Annotated in this window: 18 protein-coding genes; 12 read left to right on the top strand and 6 right to left on the bottom strand. The window is 71.4% G+C overall.

The features are described from left to right. Window positions 1-52: 52 nt before the first annotated feature. Window positions 53-1,669, bottom strand: a complete 1,617-nt coding sequence (locus tag ACIRF9_RS04150; protein ID WP_403815913.1) for an MFS transporter — start codon at window positions 1,667-1,669, stop codon at window positions 53-55. Between the two features lie 66 nt (window positions 1,670-1,735). Between ACIRF9_RS04150 and ACIRF9_RS04145 the strand changes: the two genes are divergently transcribed. The 3 genes from ACIRF9_RS04145 to ACIRF9_RS04135 all read left to right on the top strand — a co-directional run bounded on the left by ACIRF9_RS04145 (window position 1,736) and on the right by ACIRF9_RS04135 (window position 4,610). Then, complete coding sequence (locus ACIRF9_RS04145) at window positions 1,736-2,362, top strand: TetR family transcriptional regulator (protein WP_403815910.1); 627 nt, start codon at window positions 1,736-1,738, stop codon at window positions 2,360-2,362. Between the two features lie 109 nt (window positions 2,363-2,471). Then, window positions 2,472-3,689: an alpha/beta hydrolase gene (locus tag ACIRF9_RS04140; RefSeq protein WP_403815908.1), complete on the top strand. Its 1,218-nt coding sequence runs from the start codon at window positions 2,472-2,474 to the stop codon at window positions 3,687-3,689. A 57-nt stretch (window positions 3,690-3,746) separates the two neighbouring features. After that, a complete protein-coding gene (locus tag ACIRF9_RS04135; protein WP_403816131.1) occupies window positions 3,747-4,610 on the top strand; it encodes a DUF4429 domain-containing protein in 864 nt (287 codons plus the stop codon). Here ACIRF9_RS04135 and ACIRF9_RS04130 read toward each other — a convergent pair whose 3' ends face one another. Together ACIRF9_RS04130 and ACIRF9_RS04125 are read right to left on the bottom strand one after the other, a co-directional pair. Further along, complete coding sequence (locus ACIRF9_RS04130; protein ID WP_403815905.1) at window positions 4,611-5,627, bottom strand: aldo/keto reductase; 1,017 nt, start codon at window positions 5,625-5,627, stop codon at window positions 4,611-4,613. Then, window positions 5,627-6,133 (bottom strand): MerR family transcriptional regulator, encoded by a 507-nt coding sequence (locus ACIRF9_RS04125; protein ID WP_403815902.1) that lies wholly within the window; start codon window positions 6,131-6,133, stop codon window positions 5,627-5,629. The genes ACIRF9_RS04130 and ACIRF9_RS04125 overlap by 1 nt, the downstream gene beginning before the upstream one ends. A gap of 96 nt (window positions 6,134-6,229) precedes the next feature. Here ACIRF9_RS04125 and ACIRF9_RS04120 point away from each other — a divergent pair, with 96 nt between their 5' ends. Further along, window positions 6,230-6,700, top strand: a complete 471-nt coding sequence (locus tag ACIRF9_RS04120) for a GNAT family N-acetyltransferase (protein WP_403815899.1) — start codon at window positions 6,230-6,232, stop codon at window positions 6,698-6,700. Window positions 6,701-6,719: 19 nt separating this feature from the next. Next, complete coding sequence (locus ACIRF9_RS04115; protein ID WP_403815896.1) at window positions 6,720-7,538, top strand: serine hydrolase domain-containing protein; 819 nt, start codon at window positions 6,720-6,722, stop codon at window positions 7,536-7,538. A gap of 16 nt (window positions 7,539-7,554) precedes the next feature. On the opposite strand, the gene ACIRF9_RS04110 is transcribed toward ACIRF9_RS04115, so the two are convergent. Beyond that, entirely contained in the window at window positions 7,555-8,211 is a 657-nt protein-coding gene (locus ACIRF9_RS04110; RefSeq protein ID WP_403816128.1) for a pirin family protein, read from the bottom strand. Window positions 8,212-8,436: 225 nt separating this feature from the next. Here ACIRF9_RS04110 and ACIRF9_RS04105 point away from each other — a divergent pair, with 225 nt between their 5' ends. The 5 genes from ACIRF9_RS04105 to ACIRF9_RS04085 all read left to right on the top strand — a co-directional run bounded on the left by ACIRF9_RS04105 (window position 8,437) and on the right by ACIRF9_RS04085 (window position 13,350). Continuing rightward, window positions 8,437-9,642, top strand: a complete 1,206-nt coding sequence (locus tag ACIRF9_RS04105) for a PucR family transcriptional regulator (RefSeq protein ID WP_403815894.1) — start codon at window positions 8,437-8,439, stop codon at window positions 9,640-9,642. A gap of 89 nt (window positions 9,643-9,731) precedes the next feature. After that, entirely contained in the window at window positions 9,732-10,649 is a 918-nt protein-coding gene (locus tag ACIRF9_RS04100; protein WP_403815891.1) for an ACP S-malonyltransferase, read from the top strand. Between the two features lie 9 nt (window positions 10,650-10,658). Further along, window positions 10,659-11,660 (top strand): ketoacyl-ACP synthase III, encoded by a 1,002-nt coding sequence (locus ACIRF9_RS04095; RefSeq protein ID WP_403815888.1) that lies wholly within the window; start codon window positions 10,659-10,661, stop codon window positions 11,658-11,660. Window positions 11,661-11,741: 81 nt separating this feature from the next. After that, the gene (locus tag ACIRF9_RS04090; RefSeq protein ID WP_403815885.1) at window positions 11,742-11,990 is read left to right on the top strand and encodes an acyl carrier protein; all 249 of its coding nucleotides are present in this window, start codon (window positions 11,742-11,744) and stop codon (window positions 11,988-11,990) included. A gap of 79 nt (window positions 11,991-12,069) precedes the next feature. Beyond that, a complete protein-coding gene (locus ACIRF9_RS04085; RefSeq protein ID WP_403815883.1) occupies window positions 12,070-13,350 on the top strand; it encodes a beta-ketoacyl-[acyl-carrier-protein] synthase family protein in 1,281 nt (426 codons plus the stop codon). 118 nt (window positions 13,351-13,468) lie between these two features. Here the strand turns inward: ACIRF9_RS04085 and ACIRF9_RS04080 are convergent, their stop codons facing one another. Further along, window positions 13,469-13,963: a DUF3145 domain-containing protein gene (locus ACIRF9_RS04080; RefSeq protein ID WP_403815881.1), complete on the bottom strand. Its 495-nt coding sequence runs from the start codon at window positions 13,961-13,963 to the stop codon at window positions 13,469-13,471. A 293-nt stretch (window positions 13,964-14,256) separates the two neighbouring features. Here ACIRF9_RS04080 and ACIRF9_RS04075 point away from each other — a divergent pair, with 293 nt between their 5' ends. Then, window positions 14,257-15,144 (top strand): SGNH/GDSL hydrolase family protein, encoded by an 888-nt coding sequence (locus ACIRF9_RS04075; protein WP_403815879.1) that lies wholly within the window; start codon window positions 14,257-14,259, stop codon window positions 15,142-15,144. 15 nt (window positions 15,145-15,159) lie between these two features. Then, complete coding sequence (locus ACIRF9_RS04070; protein ID WP_403815877.1) at window positions 15,160-16,137, top strand: aldose epimerase family protein; 978 nt, start codon at window positions 15,160-15,162, stop codon at window positions 16,135-16,137. 67 nt (window positions 16,138-16,204) lie between these two features. On the opposite strand, the gene ACIRF9_RS04065 is transcribed toward ACIRF9_RS04070, so the two are convergent. After that, on the bottom strand, window positions 16,205-18,619 hold the full coding sequence (locus ACIRF9_RS04065; protein WP_403815874.1) for a beta-glucosidase: 2,415 nt from the start codon (window positions 18,617-18,619) through the stop codon (window positions 16,205-16,207). Window positions 18,620-18,723: the final 104 nt, after the last annotated feature.

Below are 18,723 nucleotides of genomic sequence, written 5' to 3'. Positions count from 1 at the left end.
TCCCGTCAGGAACGACCCGTGCCGGAGGGGCTCGGCAGCCCCTCCGGGATCCTCAGATGTGACCGACCCCCGCGCCCGCCTCCGCGTTCTCGCCCCGCTTGGTGAGCAGCGCGACGAACACCGCGACGACCGCCACTCCCGCCGCCACCAGGGACGCCAGGCTCATGCCGGAGATGAAGGTGTCGTGGGCGACGTCCGCGATCTTCGCGGCGACCTCGGCCGGCGTCCCGGGCGCGACCGGGGCCACGCCGACCTGGACCGCCTCGGAGGCCTGGTCCAACTGGGCGGGGGTGAGCTCGGGCAGGCCCGCGGCGGTCCAGTTGGACGGCAGGTCGCTGTCGACCTTGGAGGCCATCACGGCACCCAGCACGGCCGTGCCGAGGCTGCCGCCGATCTGCATGGCCGCCTGCTGGAGACCGCCCGCCACACCCGACAGCTCCATGGGCGCGTTGCCGACGATGACCTCGGTCGCGCCGACCATGACCGGGGCGAGGCCCAGGCCCAGCAGGGCGAACCAGAGGGACATGGCGGCGCTGCCGGTGTCCGTGTCCAGCGTGGACATGCCGTACATGGCGATCGCGGTGGCCGCCATGCCGCCGGCCAGCGGGACCCGCGGGCCCAGCTTGGTGATCAGCGCGCCGGCCAGCGGGGAGCCGACGATCATCATGCCGGTGAGCGGGAGGAGGTGCAGACCGGCGTCGATCGGGCTCATGCCGTGCACGTTCTGCAGATAGAACGTCACGAAGAACAGGCCGCCCATGAAGGCGATGGCCATCAGGACCATCAGGACCACGCCCGCCGACAGCGGGACCGAGCGGAACAGCGCCAGCGGGATCAGCGGCTCCTTGACCTTCGTCTCCCAGAGCGCGAAGGCCGCGAAGAGGACGACGGATCCGATGACGAACGCCCAGGTCTTGCCGTCGCCCCAGCCCCAGGTCGGGGCCTTGATCAGGGCCCAGACCAGGCAGAACATCGCGGCCGAGAGCAGGGCGATGCCGAGCAGGTCGAAGGACCGGGGGGCGTTCTCTGCGCGGTGGTCGAGCAGGATCATGACGCCCAGGGCGAGGGCGACGACACCGACCGGCACGTTGATGAAGAACACCGACTGCCAGTTGACGTGCTCGACGAGCACACCGCCGAGGATCGGGCCGCCCGCGGTGGAGGCGCCGATGACCATGCCCCAGATGCCGATGGCCATGTTGAGCTTCTCGGCCGGGAAGGTCGCCCGCAGCAGGCCGAGCGCGGCCGGCATCAGCAGCGCGCCGAACAGGCCCTGGAAGACGCGGAAGGTGACGACCAGCCCGATGCTGTGGGACAGGCCGATCGCGCCGGAGGCGGCGGCGAAGCCGACGACACCTATCAGGAAGGTCTGGCGGTGACCGAAGCGGTCACCGAGCTTGCCCGCGGTGATCAGGGAGACCGCGAGGGCGAGGAAGTAGCCGTTGGTGATCCACTGCACCTGGGCGAAGGTGGCGCCCAGGTCCTTCTGGATGGCCGGGTTGGCGATGGCCACGATGGTGCCGTCGAGGGCCACCATCATGACCCCGACGGCGACGGTGATGAGGGTGAACCACGGGTGGCCGCGCAGCCCCTGGGCCGGCGGCTGGTCCGACGGGGCTGCTGACGCCTTGTCCCCCGACCCCGTCGTGTCGATGGTCTGACTAGTCATGCGTTCGAGGCTAAGGACAGCCACTGACAATTGACAAACGAGTTCACAAGTCAGTAACTGACACTCATGGAAACACTGCGCGAACGCAAGAAGCAGCGCACCCGGGACGCGCTGCTGCGGGCCGCCGTGGAGCTGTTCACCTCGCAGGGCTACGAGCACACCACCGTCGACGCGATCGCCGAGGCCGTCGAGGTCTCCCAGCGCACCTTCTTCCGCTACTTCGCGGGCAAGGACGAGGCCGCGCTGGGCCTGGTGGAGCTGACGGTGGACCGGTTCGTGCGGGCCGTACGGGAGCGCCCGCCCCACGAACCCCCGATGGAGGCACTGCGGCAGGCCGTGCTGGACGGCTGGTACTCGATCAACGAGGTCGTCGAGAGCGTCGTACCCGTGGAGCTGTATCTGCGGATGTACCGGGTGATCGAGTCGACGCCGGTGCTGCTCGCCGCGTATCTGCGGCGGTCCGCGGAGATCGAGGAGACCCTGGCGCGGGTGATCGCGGAACGGGAGGGCCTGGACGTCGACGCCGATCCGCGGCCCCGGCTCGCGGTGGCGGTGTTCAGCGGGGTGATGCGGGTGACCGAACGGCAGTGGGTGGCGCGGGAGGAGTTCAGCCTGGCGGCCATCCACGCGCTGACGTCCCAGTACCTGGATCAGGTGGGGCCCGCGCTGCTGGGGAGCTGGCGCGAGGCGTGAAGGAGTTATGGGCGTGAAGCGCATTATGACCATCGACACGCCGGTCGAAACGTGATCCCAGTCACTTAATTAACCTGAGACCCTCCCGTTCTCCTAGTGTGTCCTCCCAGTGACTTCCTTCGACACCTCCCCGCAACTGAGCGTCTGGCGCACCCTGCTCGCCCTCGCCGTGGTGTTCGTGATGCTGGCGACCACCGGCTGGACCGCCGTGCGCCACCACCAGGGGACCACCGCTCTGAAGGCCTCGCGCACGGCCTGGGAGCACGGCATGGTCGACGGCCGGAAACTGCCGGAGCCCGACGCCGCGCCCGGCCGCATCGCCCGCTTCTTCACCTCGCTGACCGCCGGCCAGCGCACCGAGCTCGTGCACGACTACGCGCTCGCGGTCGGCAACATGAACGGTGCCCCGGCCGAGCTGCGCTACCGCGCCAACCGGATCGCGCTGCTCCAGCAGGCGCGGGTCGAGCGCAGACGCATGCGTGACAACCGGCTCTCGCCCGCCGGTCAGCAGGAGGCCGGGCGGCGCATGCACCGCTACGAGGCGTTGAGCGGCGCCGGACGGCAGATCCTCGCCTTCGACCCGGAGGGCTCGGGCCGGGCCGCCGAGGTCTTCGGCGACCTGGACGAGGCCGAGCGGATCTCCGTCGTCGTCCCCGGTGTCGACACCGACCTGCTCACCTTCCAGCGCACCAACCGCAAGTACTCGGCCCCCGTCGGCATGGCCGAGGCGCTGTACACGGCCGAACGCGAGGTGAGCCCCTCGACCCGGACGGCCGTGATCGCCTGGGCCGACTACACCTCCCCCGACGGCCTCGGCATCGACTCGGCGACCGCGATGCGCGCCGAGAACGGCGCCGTACGCCTCAACGCCCTGCTGCGCGCCCTCCCCGGCACCTCACCGGTCTCGATGTTCTGCCACAGCTACGGCTCCGTGCTGTGCGGTGTCGCCGCGCACGCGATGCCGGAGCGGGTGACCGACATAGCGGTGGCCGGCAGCCCCGGCATGCGGGTGGAGAAGGCCGCCGAGCTGGGCACCGACGCCCGGGTGTGGGCGATGCGCGACGCCGACGACTGGGTGCAGGACGTGCCGCACCTGGAGGTCGGCGGACTCGGGCACGGCGAGGACCCGATGGCCCGCGGCTTCGGCGCGCGGGTGCTGTCCTCCCGGGAGGCGGAGGGCCACGGCGGCTACTTCGTGCCGGGCACCGACAGCCTGCGCAACCTCGCCGACATCGGCACTGGCGCGTACCGTTCGGTGGAGTGCGCCGACGATGCCGGTGCCTGCCGGGAGGGTTTGTCCGACACGACCACGGCCGGACGCGCGTAGAGACGCAGGAATTGCGGCGCGCGTGAGGAGGGGACGAAGATGCGTGTCCCGCATACGATGAGCCGCATGGGTGACGTACTGGCCGGATTTCATGCCGCCTGGGAGTTCGAGTCCGACTCCGTCCTCATCCGTTACGAACGGGGGATGCGCACACCCAAGCTGCTGTCGGCGCTGGGTGAACGAAGAATTCCGCTCACCGCGCTGTCCGGGGTGACGCTCACGCCCGGCAAGCGCGGGACCGTCGTGCTGCGCGCCGAGCCGCGGCCGGGGGCCGATCCGCTCATGGAGGCGGCGGCCGGACAGCTGAAGGACGGGTCCGACCCCTACCGGCTGGTGCTGTCGGCCGAGCAGGAGGTGCTCGCCGAGTACTACGCCGACGAGCTGCGGTCCCGGCTGGCCGAGTCCGGGGGCGGGTCCGGTCCGGCGGAACGGTTCCTCGTCCCGGCTCCCGAGGCACCGCTGTCCTTCAAGGCGTACGACGGGAAGGCGTCCTTCGACGGGCGGACCGTGCGCTTCAGGTGGTTCTGGACGGGGGCGTCGTCGGCGAAGTGGAAAGCCGGCGACCAGAGTTTTCCCGTGTCCGAGCTGAACGGGGTGGAGTGGCGGTCGCCGGAGGTGTTCGAAGGGCACCTCCGGTTGTTGCGCGGGGAGGACACGCCGGCCCAGGCCGACCAGGACCCCGCGACCGTCGTCTTCGGGCTCGGGTACGGCCCCGTGCACGAGTCGCTGCCGTTCGCGGCGGCCGTCCTCGCCTCGGTGCGGACGCGGGGACCGGCGGCGGCCGTCCCCGCGTCAGTACAACGCCGCGACCCCGCCGACATCGCCGAACGGATCCGGCACCTCGGGGAACTGCACCGGGCCGGTCTGGTCACCGACGAGGAGTTCTCCGTGAAGAAGGCGGAGCTGCTGTCGGAGCTGTGACTACTCGCGTCCGGCAGAGGTGAACGTCATGTCCGCGTACCTGTCTCCCGCCACCTTGGACGCGATCGGCTCGAGGAGGACCAGTTCCTCCTCCGTCAGTTCGATCCGTGCCGCCGCCGTGTTCTCCTCCACCCGGCCCGGCTTGCGGGTGCCCGGGATCGGGATCAGGGGGAGGCCGTGGACCTCGGTCTGCTGGTGGACCCACGCCAGGGCGATCTGGCCGGCAGAGGCGCCGTGGGCCGCCGCCACCGTGCGGATCGGCTCCAGGAGGGCCGTGTTCGCCGCCGCGTTCTCGCCGGTGAAACGGGGCTGGGTGCGGCGGTAGTCGTCGGCGGTGAGGTCCTGGGCGGCGTCGGTGAAGGAGCCGGTGAGGAAGCCTCGGCCGAGGGGGGAGTACGGGACGAGCGTGACGCCCAGTTCGCGGACCGCCGGGACCACCTGGGCCTCGATGTCGCGGCTGAAGAGGGACCATTCCGACTGCACGGCGGCGATCGGGTGCACCGCGTGCGCCGCGCGCAGCTCGGACGCCGTCACCTCGCTCAGGCCCAGGTACTTGACCTTGCCCTCGCGCACCAGTTCGGCCATCACGCCGACGGTCTCCTCGATCGGCACGTCGGGGTCGCGCCGGTGCATGTAGTAGAGGTCGATCACATCGACGTCCAGGCGCTTCAGGCTCGCCTCGACGGCCTGGCGGATGTACGGCGCGTCGTTGCGGATGATCCGCCGGGTCGGGTCGTCCGGCGGGATCGACAGGGCGAACTTGGTGGCGATGACGACCTCGTCGCGGTGCGCCTTGAAGAACGGCGAGAGGAAGCGTTCGTTCTCTCCGTCGCCGTACGCGTCCGCCGTGTCGTAGAGGGTGACGCCGAGTTCCAGGGCGCGCTCCAGGGCGGCCCGGGACTCCTTCTCGTCCGAGGGGCCGTACGCGAAGCTCATGCCCATGCAGCCGAGGCCCTGGACGCCGACCTCCGGGCCGTGGGCTCCGAGCCGGGCGGTCGGGAGGGTGGGGCTGGTCATCAGGCGGTGGTCCTCTCCGCTTCGAAGGGCTTCTCGTAGGCCTGGACGCGGCGGGCGTCCGAATAGAACATGATCTTGCGGTCGAGCACCGCGAGCGTGTCCTGGAGTTCGGCGATCCGGGCCCGGACGTCCCGGCGGGTCGCCTCCAGCAGTTCGTAGCGCTCGCCGTACGTGCTGTCGCCCTCGCGCACCAGCTCGGCGTACCGCACCATGTCGGCGACCGGCATGCCGGTCAGCCGCAGCTTGCCGACGAGGTCGAGCCAGTCCAGGTCGCGGTTGCTGTAGCGGCGCTGACCGGTGTGCGAGCGGTCGATGTGGGACATCAGCCCGATCCGCTCGTACCAGCGCAGGGTGTGGGCCGTCAGGCCGGTGAACGCGACGACCTCGCTGATCGTGTAGCTGTCCTGCCCGTCGGGGCGGGGATGCCGCGGTGGTGGCGCGGAGCAGACGTCTGCGGGGCTCGGGGCTTGCTCGGTGGTCACGGGCGTGGTCTGCAACACCGTCATGGGTCCCACGCTATGACCTTGGAGCGCACTCCAAGCAAGCGGAATCGGTAAGAAAAGCACGGGACACGGCTTGATCCCACTGGTTAGCGTGCGGGCATGAGTGTCGTACGCCGTGCTCTGCCCGAGGACGCCGCCGAGGTACTGCGGCTGCGCCAAGTGATGCTCGACTCCCTGGCCCCGGCCGACGGCTCCACCGACTGGCACGACGCGTCACGGCCGGCCCTGCGGGCGCGGCTGGCCGAGCCGGACGGGGACTTCGGCGCGTTCGTCGTGGACCACCCGGAGCGGCCGGGGTCGCTGGCCGCGCTGGTGGTGGGGACGGTCGAGTACCGGATCGGACGGGCCGGCAATCCGCTCGGCGCCGTCGGCTTCGTCTTCAGCGTGGCCACGGACCCGGGCGCGCGCCGCCGGGGGTACGCGCGCGTGTGCATGGAGGCGCTGCTGGACTGGTTCCGGGAACGGGGCGTCCGGCAGGTCCAGCTGACCGCGTCCCCCGAGGCCGAGCCGCTGTACGTCTCCCTGGGCTTCAAGCCGAAGCCCGACCCCTTGCTGGAGCTGCTCCTGTGAGGGACATAGGCTCGTCGACATGTCGTTGAAGAGCCTCGCGCTGATCGAGAACTGGCCGGTTCCCTCCGCCGCGGCGGGGGTCGTACGGGCCGACGGTACGGTCCTGGGGACCCACGGGCCTGTCGGCCGGCGCTTCCCGCTGGCCTCGGTCACCAAGCCGCTCGCCGCGTACGCCGTGCTCGTCGCGTACGAGGAGGGGGCGGTGGAGCTGGACGAGCCCGCCGGGCCGGCCGGGGCGACCGTCCGCCACCTCCTCGCGCACACCTCGGGGCTCGCCTTCGACGAGCACAGGGTCACCGCTCCTCCCGGTGAGCGGCGGCTGTACTCCAACGCCGGGTTCGAGCAGCTCGGGGACCACATCGCGAAGGCGACGGACATCCCGTTCGCGGAGTATCTGCGGCAGGCGGTGCTGGAGCCGCTGGGCATGACCCGCACCTCGCTGGAGGGCTCCCCGGCGAAGGACGGCGTGTCGACGGTCGAGGACCTGCTGCGGTTCGCGGCGGAGGTGCAGGCGCCCAGGCTGCTCGACCCGCGCACGGTGGCGGAGGCGATGACGGTCCAGTACCCGGGCACCAAGGGCGTCCTGCCGGGCTACGGCCACCAGAACCCCAACGACTGGGGCCTCGGCTTCGAGATCCGCGACTCCAAGTCCCCCCACTGGACCGGCAGTTCGTCCTCGCCGCGCACCTTCGGCCACTTCGGCCAGTCCGGTACGTTCCTGTGGATCGACCCGGCCGCGGGAGCGGCCTGCGTGGCCCTCACGGACCGCGCCTTCGGGCCCTGGGCGATCGAGGCGTGGCCCCCCTTCACGGACGCGGTGCTGGCCGAACTCCCCTAGGGCGGACACGGCCTGGCTAGTGGCCGTTCATCTCCCACAGCAGCAGCTCCGCCGTCGTCAGCCCGACCGCCTCGAGATCCTTGGCGTCGGCGATGCGCGCCGCGTCGCCCGGGCCCAACGCGACGCCGTCCAGCCGGACTTCGCCGCGTACGACGTGCACGTACACATGCGCCGCGTCCGGCACCGCCGTCCGCTCCCCCGGCACCAGACGCCGGACGTGCAGCAGTGCGGCCGCCTCCGGGACGGCGTACGGGGTCGAGTCCGCGATGCCGTGGACGATCTCGTACGCCGGGTCGCCGCCGGGGTCCAGGGGGGCCAGCCACATCTGGACGAAGGTCAGGGGGCTCGGGCCGTCGTTGCGCTCGGTGTGCCGCACCCCGCCCGCCGAGCTGAGGCGCTGGACGTCGCCGGGGCGGAGCCGCGTCTCGTGACCGGTGGAGTCGCGGTGGGTCAGCTCGCCCTCGACGACCCACGTCACGATCTCCGTGTGGCTGTGGGGGTGCTCGTCGAAGCCGGCGCCGGGGGCGAGGCGCTCCTCGTTGCAGGCGATCAGCGCGCCGAAGCGGAGGTTGTCCGGGTCGTAGTGGGGCCCGAAGGAGAAGGCGTGCCGGGTCTCGATGCCGGCTGCGGGGTCGCCACCGGGGTAGCGCGTGTCGGCGCGCTGTACGTCCATCACGGGATCCAAGGTAGCCCTGGCGGAACTTTTCGGCCCCGGCCGGCACCACTCAGCCCGTCTGGGGGTCCCCCCGCTCGAGCGCAGCCGAGAGTGGGGGAGTTTGAGGACGAGGCCGTTCAGGCCGAAGCGGGGGCCCGGGGGCGGCAGCCCCCGGACGACGGCACCGGAGAGCCACACCCCCACCGGCGCGAGCAAGCGCAGCGATAAGGCAGTCTTGTCCACGTGCCCGAACCCGAATCCACCCACCCCGACCTCGCAGCGCAGGCCGCCCACCCGCACCCCGCGACCCTGAAGCGGCTGGTGAAGTCCTCCGGAAGTCTCGCCGCCCAGGCGATCGCGCGGATGGACGAGACGCTGCCGTGGTACCGGGCGATGCCCCCGGAGAACCGTTCCTGGATCGGGCTGGTCGCCCAGGCGGGTATCGCCGCCTTCACGGAGTGGTTCCGGCATCCGGACGCCCCGCAGGCGATCTCCACCGACGTCTTCGGGACCGCGCCGCGTGAGCTGACGCGGGCGATCACCCTGCGGCAGACCGTCGAGATGGTGCGGACCACCATCGAGGTCATGGAGTCCGCGATCGACGAGGTCGCGGCCCCCGGCGACGAGGGCGTGCTGCGCGAGGCGCTGCTCGTGTACGCCCGGGAGATCGCCTTCGCCACCGCCCAGGTGTACGCGCAGGCCGCCGAGGCACGCGGTGCCTGGGACGCGCGGCTGGAGTCGCTCGTCGTCAACGCGGTGCTGAGCGGGGAGGCCGACGAGGGGGCCGTCAGCCGGGCCGCCGCGCTCGGCTGGAACGCGCCCGAACACGTGTGTGTCGTCCTCGGGACCGCTCCGGACGGGGACTCCGAGCTGACGGTGGAGGCCATCCGGCGGGCCTCCCGGCACGCCAAGCTCCAGGTGCTGACCGGTGTGCTCGGGTCGCGGCTCGTGGTCATCGCCGGCGGGAGCGACAATCCGATGGCCGTCGCCAAGTCGCTGATCGGGCCTTTCGCCGCGGGTCCGGTCGTCGCCGGGCCCGTCGTGCCCGACCTGCTGGCCGCGACCCGGTCCGCGCAGGCCGCCGCGGCCGGGCTCAAGGCGTGTTCCGCCTGGCAGGACGCACCGCGCCCGGTACTGGCGGACGACCTGCTTCCGGAACGCGCGATCGCCGGGGATCCCAGCGCGCGCGAGCAGTTGGTGGAGGAGATCTACAGACCGCTCGAGGAGGCCGGCTCCGCGCTTCTGGAGACGCTCTCCGTCTATCTCGAACAGGCGAGCAGTCTGGAGGGCGCGGCCCGGATGCTGTTCGTTCACCCCAACACCGTGCGCTACCGGCTTCGACGTGTGACTGACGTCACCGGTTGGTCGCCATCGGATGTACGCTCCGCATTCACCCTGCGAATCGCGCTCATCCTGGGGCGCCTCGTCGATGGAGATCTCCAGCCCTAGTCTTTTGTCGGGGGCCCACAAAACCCCCTGCCGTTCTTCGTCCCTGTCCCCACGGGCGGCTCCGGCCGTCCACAAGAGAGAGTGTGAGAGTGCTCGTACTCGTCGCTCCCGGCCAGGGCGCCCAGACGCCCGGCTTCCTGACCCCCTGGCTCGACCTCCCCGGTGTCGAGGACCGCCTGCGTGCGCTGTCGGCGGCCATCGACCTCGACCTGGTGCACTACGGCACGAACGCCGACGCGGACGAGATCCGTGACACCTCGATCGCCCAGCCGCTGCTGGTGGCGGCGGGGATCGTCTCGGCCACGGCACTCGGTGACGTGTCACCGGCCGCCGTCGCCGGCCACAGCGTCGGTGAGATCACCGCCGCTGCCTTCGCGGGCGTCCTCGACGACACCGCTGCCCTGACCCTCGTCCGCAAGCGCGGCCTCGCCATGGCCGACGCCGCCGCGATCACCGAGACCGGCATGTCGGCGCTGCTCGGCGGCGACCCCGACGTGTCCGTCGCGCACCTGGCGAAGCTGGGCCTGACGCCGGCGAACATCAACGGCGCGGGCCAGATCGTCGCCGCGGGCACGCTGGAGCAGCTCGCCGCGCTGAACGACGACAAGCCCGAGGGCGTCCGCAAGGTCGTCCCGCTGAAGGTCGCCGGCGCCTTCCACACCCACCACATGGCGCCGGCCGTGGAAACCCTCGCCAAGGCCGCAGCGGACCTCACCCCGGCCGACCCGAAGGTCACCTACGTCTCCAACAAGGACGGCCGGGCCGTCGCCACCGGCGCCGAGGTGCTGGAGCGACTGGTCGGCCAGGTCGCCAACCCGGTCCGCTGGGACCTGTGCATGGAGACCTTCAAGGAACTCGGCGCGACCGCGATCATCGAGGTCTCCCCCGGCGGCACGCTGGTCGGCCTCGCCAAGCGTGCCCTGCCCGGTGTGAAGACGCTGGCCCTGAAGACCCCCGACGACCTCGACGCCGCTCGCGAGCTCATCGCCGAGCACGGTGTCGCCTAAGGAGCCCTGATGGCGAAGATCAAGCCCAGCAAGGGCCACCCGTACGCCCGCATCCTGGGCGTCGGCGGCTACCGTCCCACCCGGGTGGTGCCCAACGAGGTCATCCTGGAGACGATCGACTCCTCCGACGAGTGGATCCGCTCCCGCTCCGGCATCGAGACCCGGCACTGGGCGAACGGCGAGGAGACCGTCGCCGCCATGTCGGTCGAGGCGTCCGGCAAGGCGATCGCCGACGCCGGGATCACCGCCGAGCAGATCGGCGCCGTGGTCGTCTCGACCGTCTCGCACTTCAAGCAGACGCCGGCCGTGGCCACCGAGATCGCCGACAAGCTCGGCACCGCCAAGGCGGCCGCCTTCGACATCTCGGCGGGCTGCGCGGGCTTCGGCTACGGCCTCACGCTCGCCAAGGGCATGGTCGTCGAGGGCAGCGCCGAGTACGTGCTCGTCATCGGCGTGGAGCGGCTGAGTGACCTGACCGACCTGGAGGACCGGGCCACGGCCTTCCTGTTCGGCGACGGCGCCGGCGCGGTCGTCGTCGGCCCCTCCGCCGAGCCGGCGATCGGTCCGACGGTGTGGGGCTCCGAGGGCGACAAGTCGGAGACCATCAAGCAGACCGTGCCGTGGACGGACTACCGCGACGGCAGCGTCGAGCGCTTCCCGGCGATCACCCAGGAGGGCCAGGCGGTCTTCCGCTGGGCCGTGTTCGAGATGGCGAAGGTCGCCAAGGAGGCGCTGGACGTCGCCGGGATCACCGCCGACGAGCTGGACGTCTTCATCCCGCACCAGGCCAACGAGCGGATCATCGACTCGATGGTCAAGACCCTCAAACTGCCGGAGTCCGTCACCGTCGCCCGTGACGTGCGCACCACCGGCAACACCTCGGCCGCGTCGATCCCGCTCGCGATGGAGCGGCTCCTGGCGACCGGCGAGGCGAAGAGCGGCGACACCGCGCTCGTCATCGGATTCGGGGCGGGTCTCGTCTACGCCGCGACTGTCGTTACCCTCCCCTAGGCACTCCGTGCCGGATCATGCGGTCCGGTACGGGAACGCACCACCGCCACACCCTCTGGAACACAAAGAAGGAGCGCCAAGATGGCCGCCACTCAGGAAGAGATCGTCGAAGGTCTCGCCGACATCGTGAACGAGATCGCCGGCATCCCGGTTGAGGACGTCCAGCTGGACAAGTCCTTCACCGACGACCTGGACGTCGACTCGCTGTCCATGGTCGAGGTCGTCGTCGCCGCCGAAGAGCGCTTCGACGTCAAGATCCCGGACGAGGACGTCAAGAACCTCAAGACGGTCGGCGACGCGACCGAGTACATCCTCAAGCACCAGGGCTGATCCACCGATCCCCTGAGCTGAACTGCCCCGCCACCCGGCGGTGGCGCCGCTGATCCTCGTAACGTTGGAGAAAGAATCCGTGAGCCCGACCAATCGCACCGTGGTCGTCACCGGTATCGGCGCAACCACACCGCTGGGTGGCGACGCAGCCTCTACCTGGGAGGGCCTGGTCGCCGGCAAGTCCGGTGTCAAGGTCCTGGAGCAGGAGTGGGCGGCCGACCAGGCCGTCCGTATCGCGGCCCCGGTCGCCGTGGAGCCTCTCGAGGTCATCCCGCGGCCGCAGGCCCGCAAGCTGGACCGCTCGGCGCAGTTCGCGCTGATCGCGGCTCAGGAGGCGTGGAAGGACGCCGGTTTCGCCGGCAAGGCCGGCGAGGACGGCAGCGAGGGTGACGTCGACCCGGACCGTCTGGGCGCGGTCATCGCCTCCGGCATCGGCGGTGTCACCACCCTCCTCGACCAGTACGACGTGCTGAAGGAGAAGGGCGTCCGCCGGGTCTCCCCGCACACCGTGCCCATGCTGATGCCGAACAGCCCGTCCGCCAACGTGGGTCTGCTCGTGGGCGCCCGCGCGGGCGTGCACACCCCGGTCTCCGCCTGCGCGTCGGGCGCCGAGGCCATCGGCTACGCCATCGAGATGATCCGTACGGGCCGCGCCGACATCGTCGTCGCCGGTGGTACGGAGGCGGCGATCCACCCGCTGCCCATCGCCGCGTTCGGCAACATGATGGCGATGTCCAAGAACAACGAGAACCCGCAGGGTGCCTCGCGTCCCTACGACGTGGCCCGCGACGGCTTCGTGATGGGCGAGGGCGCCGGTGTGATCGTCCTGGAGTCCGCGGAGCACGCGGCGAAGCGCGGGGCCCGCGTCTACGCCGAGGCCGTCGGGCAGGGCATCTCCGCCGACAGCCACGACATCGTGCAGCCGGAGCCCGAGGGCCGCGGCATCTCGCACGCGCTGCAGAACCTGCTGGACCGCACCGACCTGGACCCGGCGGAGATCGTGCACGTCAACGCGCACGCCACCTCGACGCCGGCCGGCGACATCGCCGAACTGAAGGCGCTGCGCAAGGTCTTCGGCGACGACGCCGACCACATGGCCGTCTCGGCGACCAAGTCGATGACCGGTCACCTGCTGGGCGGCGCGGGCGGTGTCGAGACCGTCGCGACGGTCCTCGCCCTGTACCACCGGGTGGCTCCGCCGACCATCAACGTCGAGAACCTCGACCCCGAGGCCGAGGCCAACGCGGACATCGTCCGCGGCGAGGCCCGCAAGCTTCCTGTCGAGGGCCGGATCGCTGCTCTGAACGACTCTTTCGGGTTCGGTGGGCACAACGTGGTCCTGGCGTTCCGAACCGTCTGATTTCCGCCGTGAACGGCGTGTGGCCCGGACTCCCTGTCGGAGTTCGGGGCCACACGCCGTTCGTCGTCTGCGGGCCGGTGGGGGCCCTTCGCGCAGTTCCCCGCGCCCCTGGGTTGGCTCACACGACCTGGTGCAACCAGCGCACCGGGGCGCCCTCGCCCGCGTAGCGGAACGGTTCCAGTTCGTCGTCCCAGGGCTTGCCCAGGAGCTTGGAGAGTTCGGCCTCGAGGTCGGTCTCACCGCGTCGGCTGCGGAGCAGGGCCGCGCGGAGGCGGTCCTCGGGGATGAGGATGTCGCCGTGGATGCCGGTGACGGCGTGGAAGATGCCGAGGTCGGGGGTGCAGCTGTAGCGCTCGCCCTCGGCGGTGGCGCAGTGTTCGGCGGTCACCTCGAAGCGGAGCATCTGCCAGCCGCGCAGCGCCGAGGCCAGCTTGGAGGCGGTGCCCACCTGGCCCTTCCAGGAGAACTCCGAGCGCCAGGTGCCGGGCGCGGCGGGCTGCCGGATCCAGTCGAGGTTGACGCGCGTGCCGAGCACCCCGGCGATCGCCCACTCGACGTGCGGGCACAGCGCGCGCGGCGCGGAGTGCACGTACAGAACTCCACGTGTCGTCACCGGGACCTCCGGGCAGAGCGGGACATCTTGCAGGCGGGCAGGGCGGCGGTGTCGGGGCAGCCGCGTTGATGGCGAGGCTACCGTGCGGCGGCGCAAGGAGTGTGACGTACCGTCGGTCCCGGTGCCGTGAACGTCCGCCTTTCACTCGGCAGGACGCCTGTACGGGTGTGAAGCGTTCCATCTTGTGGGTCCTGTCTGATTCCTGTCCCGGGGAGTGACCGGGGCGGGCGGGAACTCCTGTGCGTTGTCATGGGTGGGGCCGTTTGTCCGAGGAGCGAGGGGATCACCAGGGGATGCGGAAGCGAAACCGTCGGGTGCGGGCGGTGCTCGCCGTCACGAGCGCGGCCGTCCTGGGCCTGGCCGGGTGCGACGCGCTGGGCGGGGGCGACGACTCGGGCGCGGGGGCGCGGAAGGCGAAGGCCCCGCAGGCGCCGCTGTGGGACACCAGCCCGGCCTCGATGGCGGCGGTGGGCGACTCCATCACGCGCGGCTTCGACGCCTGTACGGTCCTGCAGGACTGCCCCGAGGTGTCGTGGGCGACGGGCGCCAGCGCCGAGGTGAACAGCCTGGCCGTACGGCTGCTGGGCGCGTCGAAGGCGGCCACGCACAGCTGGAACTACGCCGTGACCGGGGCCCGGATGGCGGATCTGGCGGGGCAGATGACACAGGCCGCGGCGGAGAAGCCGCAGCTGGTGACGGTGATGGCGGGGGCGAACGACGCGTGCCGGGAGTCGACGGCGGCGATGACGTCGGTGGCCGACTTCCGCAGCGGGTTCGAGGACGCGATGAGCACGCTGCGCCGGACGCTGCCGAAGGCGCAGGTGTACGTGGCGAGCGTGCCGAACCTGAAGCGGCTGTGGTCGCAGGGGCGGAGCAACGCGCTGGGCAAGCAGATCTGGAAGCTCGGCATCTGCCCGTCGATGCTGGGGGACGCGGACGCGCTGGACGCGGCGGCGACCGCGCGGCGCGACACCGTGCAGCAGCGGGTGGAGGACTACAACAAGGTGCTGAAGGAGGTCTGCGCGAAGGACCGGCGGTGCCGGTTCGACGGGGGCGCGGTGTACGACTTCCGGTTCGGCACGGATCAGTTGAGTCACTGGGACTGGTTCCATCCGAGCAAGGACGGACAGGCGCGGCTCGCGGAGATCGCGTACCGAAAAGTCACTGAGCAGGCCTCGTGACTTAGTGTTTTGACCATGAGCGAACACTTCGGAACACTTTCCGACGGCACTCCGGTGCACCGCTGGACCCTGGAGCGGGCGGGCATCCGGGTGCGGGTGCTGTCGTACGGCGGAATCGTGCAGTCCGTGGAGGTCCCGGACCGGGACGGGCGGACGGCGGACGTGGTGCTGGGGTTCGCGGACCTGGACGGCTATCTCACCCACCCGGAGCCGTTTCTCGGCGCCCTGATCGGCCGGTACGCGAACCGGATCGCGCACGCCCGCTTCCCGCTGGACGGGGTGACGTACGCGCTGGAGCCCAACAACGCGCCCAACTCCCTGCACGGCGGTCCGCGCGGTTTCGACAAGCGCGTGTGGGAGGTGGAGCCGGTCGAGCACGGGCTCCGGCTGAGCCGGGTCAGCCGGCACGGCGAGGAGGGCTTCCCGGGCCGGCTGGAGGTCTCGGCGACGTACACGCTGGACGCGTCGGGGGCGCTGCGGTTCGTGTACGAGGCGGTCACGGACGCGCCGACGGTGGTGAACCTGACCAACCACAGCTACTTCAACCTGGGCGGCCCGGACACCGGGGACGCCGGGGGCCACGAACTGCGCCTGGCCGCCTCCCGCTACACCCCGGTCGACTCCGATCTCATCCCGACCGGGGAGCTGGCCGAGGTCGAGGGGACCCGCTTCGACTTCCGTACGTCCCGCAAGACCGGCTCCGGCTACGACCACAACTTCGTGCTCGACAAGGGCGTCACCGCCACCCCTCAGGAGGTGGCCGAGCTGCACGATCCGGCGAGCGGGCGGGTGCTGACGGTGTCGACGACCGAGCCGGGCATCCAGGTGTACACCGCGGACCACCTGGGCGAGCCGTTCGTGCCGTGCCAGGGCGTCGCGCTGGAGACCCAGCACTTCCCGGACTCCCCGAACCGCCCGGAGTTCCCGAGCACGGAGCTGCGGCCGGGCGGGGTGTACCGGTCGGAGACGGTGTACGCCTTCGGAACCCGATGAGAAATAGCCCCGGCCCGGGGGTCAGGTCCCGGGCCGGGGCTGTTCATGGGGTTGAGGAGTTCCCGTATCAGACGTTAACCGTCGCGGTGATCCTTCGGTCGGCGATCGAGCGTCCGACCTGGATTTCGTACGAACCCTTCACAAAGACCCAGCGGTGGGCGGCCTCGTCCCACACCTCGAAGGCGCGCCGCGGGAGCTCGACGGTGACCTCGGCACTCTCGCCGGGGCCGGCCTCGACGCCGGCGAATCCGGCCAGCCAGCGGGCGGGACGGTCGGTGCCGGGCCCGGTGGGCGCCAGGTACACCTGCACGACCTCGTGGCCGGCCCGCTCGCCGGTGTTGCGCAGGCGCACCGTGACGCCGGTGCCGGTGATGTCGACCGACTCGTACGTCCACTCGGTGTAGCCGAGGCCGTGGCCGAAGGGGTACGACGGTGTCCTGCCCTCCTTCTCCCAGGCGCGGTAGCCGATGTAGAGGCCCTCGGTGTAGGGGAGTTCGCCGTCCTCGGGGACGACCCGGGTGACCGGGGCGTCGGTGAGGGAGCCCCAGGTGGTGGGGAGGCGGCCGCCGGGCTCGTGGGCGCCGGTGAGGACGTCGGCGAGGGCCGCGCCGCCCTCCTGGCCGGGGAACCAGGTGAGCAGCACCGCGGCGACGTCCTCGCGCCAGGGCAGCTCGACCGGGGAGCCGGAGTTGACGACCACGACGGTGTTCGGGTTGGCGGCGGCGACGGCGCGGACGAGGTCGTCCTGGCGGCCGGGGAGGGTGAGGTCCCCCCGGTCGAAGCCCTCGGACTCGACGCGGTCCGTGGTGGCGACGACGACCACCGCCGTGTCGGCGGCGCGGGCGGCCTCGACGGCCTCGGCGATCAGCTCGTCCTCGTCGCGCTGCGGCTCCTGGTGGGCGAGGGCGAAGGCGACGACCTTGAAGGGGATGTCCTCGGGGAGCGCGAAGACGTAGGTGAGGGAGACCTCCACCGGGGTGCCGGCGGTCAGTTCCACCTGGGCGTGGGGCACCGGGGCGCCGAAGAACGCCTCGAAGGGGTCGCTGTCGTCGGCGGGCAACTGGGCACCGTCGAAGTACGTCGTGCCGGCGACGGTGAGGGTGAAGGCGCCGGTGCCCTTGATGCCGAAGGAGTGCGGGCCGCTCGCGCGCGGGGTGAAGGTGCCGGTCAGCTCCACGGTGTGGAGGGCGTCGTGGGTGACGCCCTCGGGGAGGTCGGAGCCCATCCACTGGATCTGCCCGTTGGGCGCGGAGCCGGTGCCGATGACGTTCCCGTCGGCGTCCCGGCAGACGGCCCGCAGGGTGAAGCCCTTGTCGGCGACGGCGAGTTCGGTGGTGGGGTCGGCGCCCAGGGCGTAGGTGAGGGTGCCTTCGGGGAGGGCGGCGGTGAGGCCGTCGAGCGGGGAGACGATCCGGGCCGGGAAGACGGTGGCGGAGCCGCCGCCGAGGACGCGGGCGTCGCGGGCGGCGGCGCCGATGAGGGCGACGGTGCCGGGCTTCAGGGGCAGGGCGGCGCGCTCGTTGCGGACCAGGACGAAGGAGCGGCGGGCGATCTCGCGGGCCAGGGCCTCGCCGTCGACGGGCGCGGGCGGTTCGCCGACGGCGGGTTCGGCGTCGGCCAGGGCGCCCACCCGGGCGGCCAGGCGCAGGACGCGGCGTACGGCCTCGTCGACCTCGGACTCCTCGAGCCGGCCGTCGCGGACCGCGCGGGCGAGTGCCTCGCCGTAGACGGTCTGCGGGCCGGGCATGGCGACGTCGAGGCCGCCGCGCAGCGCGCCGACGGTGTCGCGGGCCGCCATCCAGTCGGAGACGTTGTAGCCGTCGAAGCCCCATTCGGCGCGCAGGACCTCGTTCACCAGGTGGTGGTGCTCGGTCATGGTGGTGCCGTTGACCGTGTTGTAGGCGGTCATGATGCCCCAGGGGTGGGCGTTCTCGACGATGGCCTCGAAGGGCGCCAGGTACAGCTCGCGCAGGGCGCGCTCGCCGACCAGGTTGTTCACGGTGAAGCGGTCGGTCTCGGCGTCGTTGGCGACGAAGTGCTTGACGGTGGTGCCGACTCCGCCCTCCTGGACGCCGGTCACGTACCCGGTGCCGATCCGTCCCGTCAGGTACGGGTCCTCGCTGTAGGCCTCGAAGTGGCGGCCGCCGAGCGGGGAGCGGTGGAGGTTGACGGTGGGGGCGAGCAGGACGTGGACGCCCTTGCGGCGGGCCTCCTGGGCGAGGAGGGTGCCGGCGCGGCGGGCGAGTTCCGGGTCCCAGGTGGCGGCGAGGGCGGTCGGGGAGGGCAGGGCGACGGAGGGGTCGTCGGCGGTCCAGCGCACGCCCCGGACGCCGATCGGGCCGTCGGACATGACGAGGGACGTCAGTCCGATCTCCGGCAGTTCGGGCAGCGACCACATGTCCTGGCCGGCCAGGAGCCGGGTCTTGGCGTCCAGGTCGAGCTTGCCGAGGGCCGCCTCGACGGCCTCTTCCGTTCCCGCCATGGCGGTGCCTCCTCGTTGAGTGCCTGCGCAACGCCTCCCATCGTGCATCGGTTACCTGTCGAACGGTAGGTTTTGTTATCCCGCCGTTATATTCATTGCGCCGC

Source organism: Streptomyces sp. NPDC096132 (genome assembly GCF_044763345.1).
Taxonomy (GTDB): domain Bacteria; phylum Actinomycetota; class Actinomycetes; order Streptomycetales; family Streptomycetaceae; genus Streptomyces.
The sequence above is the reverse complement of the archived record's forward strand: the minus strand, read 5'-3'. Positions and strand labels throughout refer to the sequence as shown.

What these genes read in the sequence shown, in the direction of transcription:
- ACIRF9_RS04110 (WP_403816128.1), bottom strand. Translation starts at nt 8,211, where the DNA reads ATGGACGTACAGCGCGCCGACACGCGCTACCCCGGTGGCGACCCCGCA.
- ACIRF9_RS04150 (WP_403815913.1), bottom strand. Translation starts at nt 1,669, where the DNA reads ATGACTAGTCAGACCATCGACACGACGGGGTCGGGGGACAAGGCGTCA.
- ACIRF9_RS04065 (WP_403815874.1), bottom strand. Translation starts at nt 18,619, where the DNA reads ATGGCGGGAACGGAAGAGGCCGTCGAGGCGGCCCTCGGCAAGCTCGAC.
- ACIRF9_RS04115 (WP_403815896.1), top strand. Translation starts at nt 6,720, where the DNA reads ATGTCGTTGAAGAGCCTCGCGCTGATCGAGAACTGGCCGGTTCCCTCC.
- ACIRF9_RS04145 (WP_403815910.1), top strand. Translation starts at nt 1,736, where the DNA reads ATGGAAACACTGCGCGAACGCAAGAAGCAGCGCACCCGGGACGCGCTG.
- ACIRF9_RS04130 (WP_403815905.1), bottom strand. Translation starts at nt 5,627, where the DNA reads ATGACCAGCCCCACCCTCCCGACCGCCCGGCTCGGAGCCCACGGCCCG.
- ACIRF9_RS04090 (WP_403815885.1), top strand. Translation starts at nt 11,742, where the DNA reads ATGGCCGCCACTCAGGAAGAGATCGTCGAAGGTCTCGCCGACATCGTG.
- ACIRF9_RS04135 (WP_403816131.1), top strand. Translation starts at nt 3,747, where the DNA reads ATGAGCCGCATGGGTGACGTACTGGCCGGATTTCATGCCGCCTGGGAG.
- ACIRF9_RS04095 (WP_403815888.1), top strand. Translation starts at nt 10,659, where the DNA reads ATGGCGAAGATCAAGCCCAGCAAGGGCCACCCGTACGCCCGCATCCTG.
- ACIRF9_RS04120 (WP_403815899.1), top strand. Translation starts at nt 6,230, where the DNA reads ATGAGTGTCGTACGCCGTGCTCTGCCCGAGGACGCCGCCGAGGTACTG.
- ACIRF9_RS04075 (WP_403815879.1), top strand. Translation starts at nt 14,257, where the DNA reads ATGCGGAAGCGAAACCGTCGGGTGCGGGCGGTGCTCGCCGTCACGAGC.
- ACIRF9_RS04125 (WP_403815902.1), bottom strand. Translation starts at nt 6,133, where the DNA reads ATGACGGTGTTGCAGACCACGCCCGTGACCACCGAGCAAGCCCCGAGC.
- ACIRF9_RS04070 (WP_403815877.1), top strand. Translation starts at nt 15,160, where the DNA reads ATGAGCGAACACTTCGGAACACTTTCCGACGGCACTCCGGTGCACCGC.